Raw genomic sequence first — 13,510 nt, forward strand, 5'->3', positions numbered from 1 at the left:
TGTGGATGTTGTGCAGCAATAGTGATAACGTCGTTCTCGATTAGCGTAAATGCTCATATTCGCTGCTCAGGAGGAAGTCCCATGTCTCGCCGTTCATTGCCGTACCCGGTTTTCGACATCGACAACCACATGTACGAGACGACGGACGCGCTCACCAAGTACCTCCCGAAGGAGCACCGCGGAAAGGTCGGCTACGTCGAGGTCAACGGCAGGCCCAAACTGGTTGTCAAGGACCACATCAGCCACATGATCCCCAACCCGACGTTCGCGCGTGTTGCCAGGCCTGGGAGCGCCGAGGACTACTTCCTGGGCAACAATCCCGAAGGCCTCAACTTCCGCGAGTTCGTCGGCGAGGCAATGGATGTCATCCCCGCATACCAGGCGCCCGCACCCCGACTGGAGCTGATGGATGAGCTGGGCCTGGACCAGTGCGTGATGTACCCGACCCTCGCCAGCCTCATCGAGGAGCGCACCACCGACGACGTCATCCTCACCCACGCGATCATCCACGCGCTCAACGAGTGGATGCATGAACACTGGACGTTCAACTACCACGAGCGGATCTTCCCGACCCCCGTCATCTGCCTGCCGATCGTGGACGAAGCCATCAGAGAATTTCACTGGTGCCTCGAGCGCGGTATGAAGACATTCCTGGTCCGGCCGGCACCGGTGCCCAGCCGCTTCGGCGGTTCGCGGTCCATGGGCCTGCCCGAGTTCGACCCGTTCTGGGAAGAGGTCGTCAACGCCGGCATGCCGGTCACCATGCACGCCTCGGACAGCGGCTACCAGAAACACCTCATGGAGTGGGAGGGCGGCGACGAGTACCTGTCCTTCAAACCGAGTGCCCTCCGGGAGGTCGTGATGGGGCACCGGGCCATTGAGGACACTTTGGCAGCGATGATCTGCCACGGCGCGCTCTCACGGTTCCCGGACCTGAAGATCCTGTGCGTGGAGAACGGGAGCGGCTGGGTGCGCAACCTGCTCGAGCAACTCAACACCGCATACAAGATCATGCCCAAGGAATTCGACGAGCATCCCGTCGAGGTATTCAAACGCAACATCTACATCCACCCGTTCCTCGAAGACGACGTCAAGGGAATCGTCGAGATTATGGGCGAGGACCACGTGATGTTCGGTTCCGATTTCCCGCACCCGGAGGGCATCGGCGACCCGCTGAGCTTTGTCGACCGGCTGGACGGCCTCTCGGACGACGTCAAAGCAAAGATTATGGGCGGCAACGCGATTGAGCAATTGGGGCTCAAGGTTCCGGCATGACCCAGGCGCCCACGTCTCCGAAGGAGTACGACGGGATCGCCGATTTCGAGGCGCATGTCGGCGAGCACCTCGGCTACAGCGACTGGCTTCGGGTCACCCAAAAGGAGATCGATCTGTTCGCCGAGGCGACCGGTGACCATCAGTGGATTCACGTCGACCCCGAGAAAGCGGCGGCCGGTCCCTACGGCAAGACCATCGCACACGGTTACTTGACACTGTCGCTGGTGCCCGTTCTCGTAAAACAGATCTACCGGGTGACCGGGCTGTCGATGCAGGTGAACTACGGCTCCGACAAGCTCCGGTTCCCCGCGCCGGTACCGGTCGACTCCCGCATCCGGGCCGGAGCCGAGCTACTCAAGGTCGAGCGCAGCGACCGCGGGGGGCGGGCCACGGTTCGTGTCACCGTCGAGGTCGAGGGAAACGACCGACCGGCTTGCGTCGTCGACACGATCGCAGCGATGGTTGACGACGGCTAGGCGTTGAGCAGGCGTTGCCCGATCACTTGTTGATCGCGCAGCGCGGCGATCTCCGCGTCGGAAAGTCCAAGTGCCCCCAGCACCTCGGTGTTGTGCTGCCCCAGCGTCGGAGCTGCGGTCCTGTGATGGTGTGCCGGACCCGGCGAAATCTGAAATGGCCAGCCCGGAAACCTCTGTCGACCAGTAATCGGGTGAACCAGATCCTGATAGTAACCACGCGCATCGAGCTGCTCGACCCCATACATCTCGTCGGCTGCAAGTAATCGCGCCGCTGGGACGCCATGCCGGACAAGCGTCGCCACCAGCTCCTCGGCGGGTTGCGTGCACGTCCAACTCGCGACAATCTCGTCGAACTGGTCATGATTATGCCGGCGAGCTTCTGCCGTCACGAATTTCGGGTCGCCTCGCAGATCAGCCCGGCCAAGGGCGCCCAGCATTGCAACCCAATCGGCGTCATGACGCACCGACAGCGCGATCCACTCGCCAGCGATACTGGTCGGATAGACACCCTGGGCGTATTCGCGGTGGCGGTTTCCCTCTCGTGGTCGCACCGCGCCCGTCAGCGAGTACTCGATCACAGGCTCGGCGGTCACTGCCGCGCCTACCTCGATCTGCGCGACCTCGATGAGCTGGCCCTCACCGGTGGACCGCCTGTGCTCGAGCGCGGCCAGCAGCGCCACGCCCGCGTGTACACCGGCGATCGGATCGGCGGGCCCCTGCAGATTGCACGGCGGGCCGTCTGGGTAACCGGTCATGGCCGACATACCGGACACCTGTTCGATGTTTAGCGCCCAGCCCACATAGTCTCGCCACGGCCCCTCCAGCCCGAATCCGGGCATCCGCACCATAATCAGTGCAGGATTGATCTTCGCGAGCGAGTCGTAATCGAGTCCGAACTGCTCAACGACGCGCGGGGAGAAGTTCTCCACCACCACATCGGCTTCTGCGGCCAGCCGCAGAGCCAACTCGCGGCCGGCGGTCGAAGTGAGGTCAAGGGTGATGTCGCGTTTGTTGAGATTGGTTCCCTGCCAAAGCGGTCCGCGCTCATACCAGTCGTCCCCCTCACGGAGTAGAGAGCCGGAGTAGCGGTGGCCGTCGGGGCGCTGAATGGATTCGACCTTGATCACGTCAGCCCCGAACGCGCCGAGGTAGCACGTCAGATATGCCCCCGCCCAGAAGGTGCTCAAGTCGAACACCTTCAATCCGGCGAAGGGTAAGACGTCCGGCGTCCTCTCGACGCCGCTGTCTCGGTGACGCGCACCGCGCTCGCTCCAGGCCGCCTGCGAGTCTTTTCCGCGGACCGGGGCAGGAAGTGGCGAAGGAACCGGCGTCTTCGAAAACCGAAACGGGGCTCCGGGTCTGGTGAATCGCCATGCGTCAGCCACCACCTCGACGAAAAATCCTCGCTCGGCGTACTGCGGACAGTCCAGTACGGTATCGCCTTCGGTGACCGGCGCCGCGGGTATCCGCATGGCCTGACTCAGGTCGACCAGGTCGGCAACGGTCATCGCATCGAAAAACGGCTGCGCCTTGGCGAAAAACTCATCGCGCTCGGGCCCGCCGAGCATGATCGCAATCTGGTGCTCGCCGAACTCGGGTAACCCGACCATGGCGCACACGTCGAGCCAGTGCTGGCCGGTCAGGCAGTTGATTCCGATCCAGCCATCCGCGGCACGCACGATACCCAACATCGGTGCCGCCTTCGAATTAGTCGGCAAACCAAGGCTTTTCAGGCGGGCTGCCATCAGCATGGGATAGGGCAGCGTCGACAGGAGTGTCTCCAACATCGAGACGTCCACCTCGACCGGCCGGTTCGTTCCGGCCTCGGCGATCCGCAGCGCCGTCAGCGCCCCTAAGGCCGCATACCCGCCGGCTATGTACTCCGGAATCCGTGCACCGGCCTGCACCGGCGCCCTCCCGGGGTCGCGCGCATTGACCCAGCCCCCAGCCGCCTGCAGGGTCAATGGAGTCGTCACCCGGTCACGCAGCGGCCCGTCCTGACCGAAGCTCGATATCCTGACCACGACGAGCTCCGGGTTGATCCGGCCAAGAGCGTCCACGTCCAGACCCCAGTCCCGACGCTCGGGCGCGCCGGCGTCCAGGTCTTCGATAAACACATCCGCCTGGGCGATGAGCTCGTGAAGGTCCGCGAGCTCGCTATCACGTGCCAAGTTGACTGTGGCGCCGGACTTTCCGGCGTTGAGATACGCGAAAAGCCCGCTTCGTTCCGGATCAGGATCGGCCGACGGAAACGGACCCCACAGGCGCAACGGGTCACCCGATGGGGGCTCGACCTTGCAGACGTCGGCGCCAAGGTCGACGAGCAACTTGGCGCAGTACGGACCCGCAATGTCGGAGGCCAGCTCAACAACACGCAAACCCGCAAGGGGCCCGTTCACGCGGGCACTCCGATGGCCTTGGGCTCCATATAAGCCCGCAATCCCATCACACCACCCTCCCGGCCGATTCCACTCTGGTTGAAGCCGCCGAACGGCGCATCGCCGGGAATCGTCCCGTTGATCGAGACCTGCCCGGTCCTGATCCGGCGGGCGATCGCCACCGCGCGGTCGACGTCGCTTCCCCACACCGCGCCCCCGAGCCCGTACGCCGAATTGTTGGCGATGGCCACCGCGTCATCGTCGTCGCGATACCGCAACACAGTCAGCACGGGACCGAACACTTCCTCTTGCGCGATATACGAATCAGGCGAGGTGTCTGTCAGTATCGTTGGCTCGAAATAGAATCCATGGCTCAGATCCTTCGGGCGGCCTCCCCCGGCGACTACGGTAGCGCCATCGGCTTCGGCGCGTTCGACGAATCCCCCGACCCGGTCTCGATGCTCACGGCTGATTAGCGGGCCCATCGTTACCGCCGGGTCGGTGGGATCGCCGATCACCACCCCGCGAGCCAGCTGCGCAAGTCGATCCACTACTTCGTCGTGGAGCGCATCGGGCAACAGCAGCCTGCTGTTGAGGATGCAGGCCTGACCGGCATGCATCGTGCATCCTTCGAACAACAGCCGCTCCAACAATTCGTCGGTGACCTCGACGTCAGGCAATAGGACGGTCGCGGACTTGCCACCGCATTCCAGCAGAACGCGTTTCATCGTGGTCGCGGCACCGGCCATCACGTCACGGCCGACGGCCGAGCTGCCGGTGAAGCTGACCATATTGACCCTGGGATCCAGGGTCAGGCTCCTGCTGGCCTCGACGCTGGTCGGGGTAACCACGTTGACGACACCGGCGGGGATATCGGTTTGCTCCTCGACGATACGAGCCAGCGCGAGCCCGGCCAGGGGCGTCAACGGCGATGGCTTGAGCACGAGCGTATTTCCCGCCGCCAGCGCCGCACCCAGCTTCATCACGTTAATAGTGTGGGGGAAATTCCACGGGGTCATGGCGGCCACCACACCAAGCGGTTCGTAGCGCAACAGCGTGGTGCCCGCAGCGCCCCACGCGTCCATCGGTTCCTCGGCGGGCTCCATCGCGAGCTCGGCAGCGTGACCGACCATGAATGCCGGTCCTTCGACGTGGATCAAGCGCTCGTTTGCCGAACAACCCCACTCGGCCTGTGCGAGGGCGTAGAACTCCTCGCTGTTGGCCAGCAGCGCATCGCTGAGCTGTTGCAGGCATCTGGCTCGGTCCGCCGGCTCCGCCGCCGGCCAGGGACCCGAATCGAATGCGGCCCTGGCCGCTGCTACCGCCTGTTGGACCTGCGCAACGCTGGCGTCCGGCGCGCTACCGATCACCGTCTCGGTCGCGGGGTTGACGACGTCGTAGCGCCCGCTGTCCGGATCGACCCATCGGCCGTCGATGTAATGCCCGTAGGAGTCCCGGAGAGACCGTGAGCCAGCCATCATCTGCCTGCCTTCCTGACTGCTTGATCGCGGCACGGCCCGGTGACGCGGCCACAACATACACTCTCTGACTGTGTGTACACGGCACCGAAGAAGCCGTCAACGGCAATCAACCTTTATTTAAGCCAAATAGCCGGTATTTGACAGACAAGTCGGCTCTACTGTAGACACCTTGGAAACGGACATTCTTTCTTTATCTGTCCGAACAGCTCTCAACGTCGAGGAAGGCCTACGGTGCCCACGACTACGGTTCCTTTGCACTCACCGGACTTCTACGCCGGCGATCCCTACCCGATCTACCGGGAACTTCGCAACACCACGCCCGTCGTCTGGAACGACGTCACGAACTTCTGGGCGCTGTTGAAGTACGAGGACATCCGCTACGTCTCCAGCCAGCCGTTGACCTTCACCTCGACGAAGGGCATCTCGATCCCGGATCCGGCCCAGCCCGAACCCGTTCAGGAGGGAAACCTGATCTTCACCGATCCGCCGCGTCACCGGCAGCTTCGCAAGCTCATCAACTCCGGCTTCACCCGCCGCCAGGTGCAGTTGCTGGAACCTAAGGTGCGGGAGATCGTGCGCGGCATCGTGGACAATATCGACCCGACGAAGACCCAGCAGTTCGCCGAGGACATCGCGTCGCCCCTCCCGACCCGCATGATCGCGGAGATGTTGGGCGCCCCGACCGAGGATTGGGAAAAGTTCCGGACGTGGTCCGACGCGGCGGTGGGAACCGCCGATCCGGATATCGAGATGGATCACCTCGTTGCACTCGGCGAGCTGTACGAGTACTTCACCAAGCTCATCGCAGCTCGCCGTTCCGGCGAGGTGAGTGGGCAGGACGACTTGCTGAGCATCTTGGCTGCGGCCGAGGTCGACGGCGAACAACTCAGCGATGCGGACCTGCTGAACTTCTCGTTTCTGTTGCTGGTCGCAGGCAACGAGACCACCCGCAACCTCATTGCACTGGGCACGTTGGCGTTGATCGACCATCCCGATCAGTTCGCCCTACTGCGATCGGACCCCGCGCTGCTGCCGTGCGCCATCGAGGAGATGCTGCGATTCACCAGCCCGGTCACCCACATGGCGCGCTGCGCCACCCAGGACGTGGAGATCCGCGGCCAACGGATCAAGGCCGGCGACACCGTCGTCATGCTCTACGGCGCCGCCAACCGCGACGAAGAGATCTTCGGCCCCACCTCCGAAGATTTCGACATCACGCGTAACCCCAACCCGCACATCGCGTTCGGTGCCGGTGAGCACGCTTGTCTCGGTGCACAGCTGGCGCGGCTGGAGGCCCGGGTGTTCTTCGAGGTCCTCCTGGGGACGTATCCGACGATCGAACTCACCGGAGACGTGACGAGACTGCGCGCCACCATGACGCCTGGCGTCAAGAGCATGCCGGTACGACTAGGGACGAGCAGCTGATGGATTTCGACTACACCCCCGAACAGGAACAGCTCCGCAAGGACTACCGGACCCGGCTCGAGGCGGTCATGACCCCCGAGCGTCGCGCCGCTGTTGCCGACCTGCTCGAGGGAGGCCCCGCGATCGCCGAGTGCCGGCGCGCGCTCGGCGAAGCCGGCCTGCTCGGCGTCGCCTGGCCCGTCGAATACGGCGGCGGCGGGCTGACAGCGCTGGAGCAATACATTTTCTCGGAAGAGGCGCGCCGGGTCAACGCGCCGCTGCCGATGATCACCCTGAACACGGTCGGCCCCACACTCATTCAGTACGGAACCGAGGAGCAGAAGACCAAGTTCCTCCCCGCAATTCTCAAGGGAACTGTTGACTTCGCGATCGGCTACTCGGAGCCGGGTGCGGGAAGCGATCTCGCGTCGCTGCGCACCACGGCAGTTCGTGACGGCGACGAGTTCGTGATCAACGGCTCGAAGATGTTCACCAGCGGCGCCGAGTTCGCCGACTACATCTGGTTGGCTGCCCGCACCGATCCAAACGCCAAGAAACACAAGGGCATCACGCTTTTCATCGTGCCGACCGACTCGCCCGGGTTCTCCTGGAAGCCGCTGCACACGATGCCGGGAGTGTCCACCTACTACACGTTCTACGACGACGTCCGGGTACCCGAAAGTGCGATCGTTCTCGGCGAAAACCAGGGCTGGACGCTCGTGACAAACCAGCTCAACCTGGAACGCGCCGCCTTGGGCAACCTCGGCGCGCTGGAGCCGTTGTTCACGAAGACCCTCAAATGGGCCTCGACGACGCAGCTCGACGACGGGTTTGTCATCGACAAGCCGTGGGTGCAGCAGGCGCTCGCGCGGGTGGAAGCGCAAGTCGCCGCCTACCGACTGCTGAACCTGCGGGTCAACTCGACAATGAGCTCCGGGGCGCTTGGCATGGGTGAGGCTTCCGCGGCAAAGGTTTTCGGCACCGAACTCACCCAACAGGTAGCACGCGAACTCCTCGAAATCGTCGGGCAGGCCGGTGTGCGTAAGGACTCGGCGGCTCCCCTCAAGGGCGAGCTGGAGAGCGCATATCGGATGGCGGTCATCAACACATTCGGCGGTGGAGCCAACGAGCTTCAACGCGACATCATCGCCATGGCCGGTCTCGGGATGCCCCGCGCACCCCGCGACATGCGGGCCAGCGCATCCTAGAAAGAAGGTGCTTAGCCGTGACTGAGACAACGAAGGACCCACTGCGCGAGCGCCTCGATGCGCTCATTGGCCAACCGATCAGTTCCGGACAGCCGGTCAAGGCGCCAGACCCCGTGAACGCCGCCATGATTCGGCACTGGGCGTACGCGTTGGACGACCTGAACCCCGCATATCTGGATCCGGAGTTCGCCGCCTCCTCCCGCCACGGCGGCCTCGTCTCCCCTCCGGTGATGCTGCAGTCGTGGACCATGGCGCCACCCAAGCTTGTCGGCATCCATGAGCGAGGCGGAGTCCCGGTCGAGCTCAAGGAAAATCCGCTACAGTTCCTCGCCGATGCCGGCTACACGGGCACGGTCGCCACAAATTCCGAGTTCGAGATCGAGCGATACCCGCGCGTCGGTGACGACATCACGGCCGAAACTGTCTTCGAGACCATCTCCGACGAGAAAAAGACGGCGATGGGCAACGGCTACTTCGTCACCTGGATCACCACCTACCGCGATCAGAACGGTGAAGTGATCGGCCGCCAGCGGTTCCGCACCTTGCGATTCAAGACGGGTGGGTCCCCCGCCGGAACGGCCGGGGACTGATGGCCAACAGACTTGCTCCATCGATCAGCCCGGACACCGAGTTCTTCTGGTCGGGCCTGAAAGAACACAAGCTGCTGATCCAGCAATGCGCGGACTGCAAGACGTTGCGGGTGCCGCCTCGGCCGATGTGCGGACACTGTCAGTCCCTGAACTGGGGTTCCGTCGAATCGACCGGGCGTGGCGTTGTTTACAGCTTCATAATGCCGAAATATCCGCCGCTGCCCTTCCTCCAATACCCCTATGTGGTGGCATTGATCGAACTCGACGAAGGCGTGCGCATCGTCTCGAACCTCTGCGACATCGAGCCCGAGGCGATCGAGGTGGGGCTCCCCGTCGAGGTCTTCTACGAAAAGTTCGAAGCAATCCCGAGCGGCGATGAGCTGGTTCTGCACCAGTTCCGGCCGGTGCGCTGACCAACGAGAAATAAGGGCGAGCATGGACTTTTCCTTCACCGAAGAACAAGAGACCGTCGGCAAGGTGGCGCGTCAGCTCTTCGAGCACCGCGCCACCCCCGAACGTCTCACGGAACTGGAATCAGGCGAGGTTCGCTTCGACGAAGCGCTGTGGCGCGAGTTGGCATCCTCGGACCTGCTGGGTATCGCGCTGCCCGAGTCCGTCGGCGGCAGTGGCGGAGGCTTCCTCGAGCTCGGCGTGCTGCTCGCCGAGGTCGGCTGGAGCGTTGCGCCGGTCCCCGTCTACGCGACCCTCATGCTCGGCGCGGATACTATTGCGCGGCACGGTGATTCGGTAATTCAGCAGCTCTACTTGCCAAAAGTCGTGGACGGCAGTGCGATTCTGACCGCCGGACTTGCCGAGCCGGGCAACTCGGATCCGACCACGCCGCGCACCACCGCACGCGCCGATGGGGACATCTGGATCCTGGACGGCAGCAAGGAGCTGGTGCCCGCAGCGCAGCTCGCCGACGCCATAGTGGTTTCGGCGCTCGCCGCCGACGGACCCGGGCTATTCATCATCGAGGCGGCGACAGCCGGGGTGAGCGTCACGCCGGCGACCACCACCAACGGGGAGCCCTACGCGGACGTCGAGCTCACCGGCGCCGTCGGACACCGACTCAACAACACCCGCGGGGCGGACGCGGTCGGTTCGCTGTACACCAGGGCGCTCGTCGGGCTGTGCGCAATGCAGGTCGGCGTGGCCGAACGAGCGCTGAAGTTCGCCGCTTCCTACACCAGCGAACGCGAGCAATTCGGCAGGCCGATCGGCTCATTCCAGGCGGTGCAGCAACGGCTGGCCGATGCCTTCATCGACGTCGAGGCGATCCGCTGGACCACCTGGCACGCGGCCTGGCTGATCGATGAGGGCCGGCCCGCGAGCCGCGAAGCGGCGATCGCCAAGTTCTGGGCCGCCGAGGCCGGTGCTCGGGTTGTCGCATCGGCCCAGCAAGTACATGGCGGGATGGGCATCGACATCACCTACCCGCTCCACCGCTATTTTCTGTGGGCCAAGCAAATCGAGCTTTCGCTCGGCTCTGCCTCCCAACAACTCGCCCGCCTCGGCGCCGCATACCCGGAAGGAAGCAAATGACCTCCACCGTCGACCGCACCACCACACGGGCGTGGAACTCCATCAATGTGGGCGACGAAGTCACCCCGATGGACGTACCGGTGACCACCACGCTGATCGTCGCTGGCGCCATCGCATCCCGTGACTACATGCCGGTACACCACGACCGTGACTTTGCCAATTCGCAAGGCTCCAAAGATATTTTCCTCAACATCTTGACGACCAACGGCCTCTGCGTGAAGTTCTTGCACGACTGGGCGGGCCCCGAGGCGATGATCAAAAAGCTGTCCATTCGACTCGGCGTACCGGCCTACCCGAATGACCCGCTGCGATTTACGGGATCGGTGACCGGCAAGTCGTCGGCCGACGGTGAAGGGCTGATCGAGGTCACGTTCAAGGGCACCAACAGCCTGGGCGACCATGTCTCGGGAACCGCGGTGCTCAGCCTCCTTCAAGGTGTCAATGCATGAGCGACGGTATTGGCGGCAAGGCGGCGGTCGTCGGCATCGGCCAAACCGAGTTTTCCAAGGAATCGGGCCGCACCGAGATGCAGCTCGCCTGCGAGGCGGTACTTGCTGCCATCCGCGACGCCGGGCTGAAGCCCGCCGACATCGACGGCATGGTCACCTTCAGCGTCGACGAGAACGAGGAAATCGAGGTAGCCCGTAACGTCGGAATTCGTGACCTGACGTTCTTCACCAGAGTCCCGCATGGCGGCGGGGCCGCCGCGGGCACCGTGATGCAGGCGGCGATGGCGGTTGCGACGGGCGCGGCGGAAGCGGTGGTGTGCTACCGCGCGTTCAACGAGCGCTCCGGCTTCCGCTTCGGGGGCGCCGGCCGCCAGCCGGGCGTGACGCCGCTGTGGATGGCGCCCTACGCGCCGTTTGGGTTCATGACGCCCGCCGCCTGGGTCGCGTTGCACGCTCAGCGCTACATGACGACTTACGGTGTGACCAATGCCGATTTCGGCAAGATCTCGGTCATCGACCGCAAGCATGCCGCGAAGAACCCGGACGCCTGGTTCTATGGCAAGCCGATAACCATTGAGCAGCACCAGCAGTCGCGCTGGATTATCGAGCCGGTGTTGCGGCTCCTCGACTGCTGTCAGGAAAGCGATGGTGGTGTTGCGATAGTGGTGACCAGCGTCGAGCGAGCGCGAGACCTGGCCAAGCCGCCCGCCGTCATCACCGCCGCCGCGCAGGGCGCCGCCTCCGACGGCGAAGTGATGACGAGCTACTACCGCGAGGACATCACAGGCCTGCCCGAGATGGGCGTGGTCGGTGACAAGCTGTGGCGCGATTCCGGCCTTAAACCGCAGGACATTTCGACCGCGTTCCTCTACGACCACTTCACGCCCTTCGTCTTCACCCAACTCGAAGAGCTGGGATTCTGCGGGCGGGGAGAGGCCAAGGACTTCGTCTCGGTCGACGAGTTGTCGCTCGGCGGCCGGATGCCGATCAACACCAACGGCGGCCTGCTCGGCGAGGCATACATCCACGGCATGAACGGCATCACCGAGGGCGTCCGTCAGGTTCGCGGCACATCGCACAATCAGGTGGACAAGGTCGAACACGTACTCGTCACATCGGGCACGGGCGTCCCGACGAGCGGTCTGATCCTCGCGCCGGATCGCTGAGTTCGCCGATGCAAGGGAGCCTGATGACCCGCGCGACCGCCGTTGACACCCGCGCGGTGCTCATCTCTGCCGCCTTCACCTGCTTCCGAACGCACGGGCTGCGAAAGACGACGATCGTCGACATCGCGCGGGCGGCGGAGGTGTCGAGGAGCACGTTCTACGAGTACTTCCGGGACAAGGAAACGATTGTCGAGGCCTGTGCGGAGGCGGCGTCGCAGGGCTTCTACCGCAAGCTGGCCAGGGCAATCGAGCGCGACGGCGGCGGCACCCTCGAGGACAAACTGGTCCGGGCAGGCGTTTTCGTCACCCAGGCCCGCCGACTCGTGGAATCGGAGTTGTATTTCGACCAAGAACAAGTCGACCTGATGTTGACGAAGAATGCGTCGACGCTGCTCCGCGAGTGTGGCGAATTTCTCGCGCCGTACATCTCGGCGGCGAGGCTGACCGGTGAGGTGCGCAGCGACCTCGACATTCGGTCGGCCTCGGAGTGGTTTGCGCGAATCTTGTTCTCGTTGTTCACAACCCCGTCGCCCTATCACGACGCTAACGACGTCGCGGTAGCCGACTTCGTCCGCTCGTATGTCGTGCGGGGATTCGTCCATGACCGACGCAAGAGGTAGCAGCGCCCCTCATGGCACTCTGTGTCGTCCCACTCGGTCGATCTCGCGCAGCAGTGGTTGCGCCGTAGCCCGGATTTCACTCATCGTCATAACGCGTAGCGGGTGGAACCCGAGAATGAGTCGCACATGGCCTGTCTCGTCCAAAACGGGCGCCGAGATTGTGGCAACCGGGAGCTCATCGTGTGCGCTGTCGCCGGATAGCAAGTTCGCCGAAATGAATTCGACGCGCAGTTGGTCGATAACGGAGCGCACATTGTGGGGCACAGTCTCGTTAGACAACGTTTCGATCGCATGAGCCGCCTGCGCGAGCGCCGGGGTCATCCAATCGACGTCATAACCGCGGTCGCGCGTCTGAGCCAACACCGTGCGAAGGCGCTCTCCCAGCGACGTGTCTCCGGCCGCGCCGCGCTGAATCCACGATTCCTGTTCGCTTGGGATATCCCATGCGGCGCAGGCGATCCCGAACGGCGGGGCATACGGGATGCGATCGAGTGAAGCGACCCGTTTGGTAGCGCCGTCGGGAGTTTCGAACGCGGTGATCACCAGTTCGTCTCCAGTGCGCTCGACTACCGAGGCCGGCGCACCGGTCGCCTCAGCGAGACGGCGGATGGCTTGGCGAGCGACAGCAAGAAGTGGGCGCGCCGCTTCGAACCTCTCCGCTACGAGGGCCACAGTGGGGCCAAGGTCGAACTTCTTGGAAATAGGATCCCGGGTCGCCCAACCGCGGTCGCACAGCGTCTTGAGTATGGAATGCGCCGTGGCCTGAGAAAGGCCGAGGTCGCGAGCGACGTCGGAGAAGCGGTGCCCGCCACCCTCCGGCTTGCTCAGCAACTCAACGACATCGAGGACACGCTCGGCCGGTGCTGAAGTGACCCCGCGCATCTTGACTCCCCTCGCGCCGCATTCTACGGTCGACTC

At 63.9% G+C, this 13,510-nt stretch carries 13 protein-coding genes; 10 read left to right on the top strand and 3 right to left on the bottom strand.

Translation table 11 applies throughout. The annotated features are described in order from the left end of the window. Positions 1-81: 81 nt before the first annotated feature. Together N415_RS06580 and N415_RS06585 are read left to right on the top strand one after the other, a co-directional pair. Positions 82-1,275 carry an amidohydrolase family protein gene (locus N415_RS06580; protein WP_068178533.1) on the top strand — a complete coding sequence of 398 codons (1,194 nt, stop codon included), beginning with the start codon at positions 82-84 and terminating at the stop codon, positions 1,273-1,275. After that, the gene (locus N415_RS06585; RefSeq protein WP_068178536.1) at positions 1,272-1,751 is read left to right on the top strand and encodes a MaoC family dehydratase; all 480 of its coding nucleotides are present in this window, start codon (positions 1,272-1,274) and stop codon (positions 1,749-1,751) included. Before N415_RS06580 ends, N415_RS06585 begins: the two co-directional genes overlap by 4 nt. Here the strand turns inward: N415_RS06585 and N415_RS06590 are convergent. Both N415_RS06590 and N415_RS06595 read right to left on the bottom strand, forming a co-directional pair. Further along, the gene (locus tag N415_RS06590; RefSeq protein WP_068178538.1) at positions 1,748-4,150 is read right to left on the bottom strand and encodes a CoA transferase; all 2,403 of its coding nucleotides are present in this window, start codon (positions 4,148-4,150) and stop codon (positions 1,748-1,750) included. The two genes, N415_RS06585 and N415_RS06590, sit on opposite strands and share 4 nt — an antisense overlap. After that, a complete protein-coding gene (locus N415_RS06595) occupies positions 4,147-5,607 on the bottom strand; it encodes an aldehyde dehydrogenase family protein (RefSeq protein ID WP_068178718.1) in 1,461 nt (486 codons plus the stop codon). The genes N415_RS06590 and N415_RS06595 overlap by 4 nt, the downstream gene beginning before the upstream one ends. A gap of 255 nt (positions 5,608-5,862) precedes the next feature. Between N415_RS06595 and N415_RS06600 the strand changes: the two genes are divergently transcribed. From N415_RS06600 to N415_RS06635, 8 genes are read left to right on the top strand one after another with little or no spacing between them, the layout of a single operon-like run. Beyond that, positions 5,863-7,035 carry a cytochrome P450 gene (locus N415_RS06600; protein WP_068178543.1) on the top strand — a complete coding sequence of 391 codons (1,173 nt, stop codon included), beginning with the start codon at positions 5,863-5,865 and terminating at the stop codon, positions 7,033-7,035. Next, on the top strand, positions 7,035-8,222 hold the full coding sequence (locus N415_RS06605) for an acyl-CoA dehydrogenase family protein (RefSeq protein WP_068178546.1): 1,188 nt from the start codon (positions 7,035-7,037) through the stop codon (positions 8,220-8,222). Before N415_RS06600 ends, N415_RS06605 begins: the two co-directional genes overlap by 1 nt. 17 nt (positions 8,223-8,239) lie before the next feature. Beyond that, a complete protein-coding gene (locus N415_RS06610) occupies positions 8,240-8,812 on the top strand; it encodes a MaoC family dehydratase N-terminal domain-containing protein (RefSeq protein WP_068178550.1) in 573 nt (190 codons plus the stop codon). Beyond that, positions 8,812-9,225: a Zn-ribbon domain-containing OB-fold protein gene (locus N415_RS06615; RefSeq protein WP_068178553.1), complete on the top strand. Its 414-nt coding sequence runs from the start codon at positions 8,812-8,814 to the stop codon at positions 9,223-9,225. The genes N415_RS06610 and N415_RS06615 overlap by 1 nt, the downstream gene beginning before the upstream one ends. A gap of 22 nt (positions 9,226-9,247) precedes the next feature. Further along, positions 9,248-10,357 (top strand): acyl-CoA dehydrogenase family protein, encoded by a 1,110-nt coding sequence (locus N415_RS06620; protein WP_068178556.1) that lies wholly within the window; start codon positions 9,248-9,250, stop codon positions 10,355-10,357. Next, positions 10,354-10,806, top strand: a complete 453-nt coding sequence (locus tag N415_RS06625) for a MaoC family dehydratase (protein WP_068178559.1) — start codon at positions 10,354-10,356, stop codon at positions 10,804-10,806. The genes N415_RS06620 and N415_RS06625 overlap by 4 nt, the downstream gene beginning before the upstream one ends. After that, positions 10,803-11,972 carry a lipid-transfer protein gene (locus N415_RS06630; RefSeq protein WP_068178562.1) on the top strand — a complete coding sequence of 390 codons (1,170 nt, stop codon included), beginning with the start codon at positions 10,803-10,805 and terminating at the stop codon, positions 11,970-11,972. Before N415_RS06625 ends, N415_RS06630 begins: the two co-directional genes overlap by 4 nt. A gap of 23 nt (positions 11,973-11,995) precedes the next feature. After that, positions 11,996-12,592 carry a TetR/AcrR family transcriptional regulator gene (locus N415_RS06635; protein ID WP_068178565.1) on the top strand — a complete coding sequence of 199 codons (597 nt, stop codon included), beginning with the start codon at positions 11,996-11,998 and terminating at the stop codon, positions 12,590-12,592. A gap of 9 nt (positions 12,593-12,601) precedes the next feature. Here N415_RS06635 and N415_RS06640 read toward each other — a convergent pair whose 3' ends face one another. Next, positions 12,602-13,474: a helix-turn-helix domain-containing protein gene (locus N415_RS06640; protein WP_068178568.1), complete on the bottom strand. Its 873-nt coding sequence runs from the start codon at positions 13,472-13,474 to the stop codon at positions 12,602-12,604. Positions 13,475-13,510: the final 36 nt, after the last annotated feature.

Origin of the sequence: Mycobacterium sp. UM_CSW (assembly GCF_000455205.1) — a bacterium.
Taxonomy (GTDB): domain Bacteria; phylum Actinomycetota; class Actinomycetes; order Mycobacteriales; family Mycobacteriaceae; genus Mycobacterium.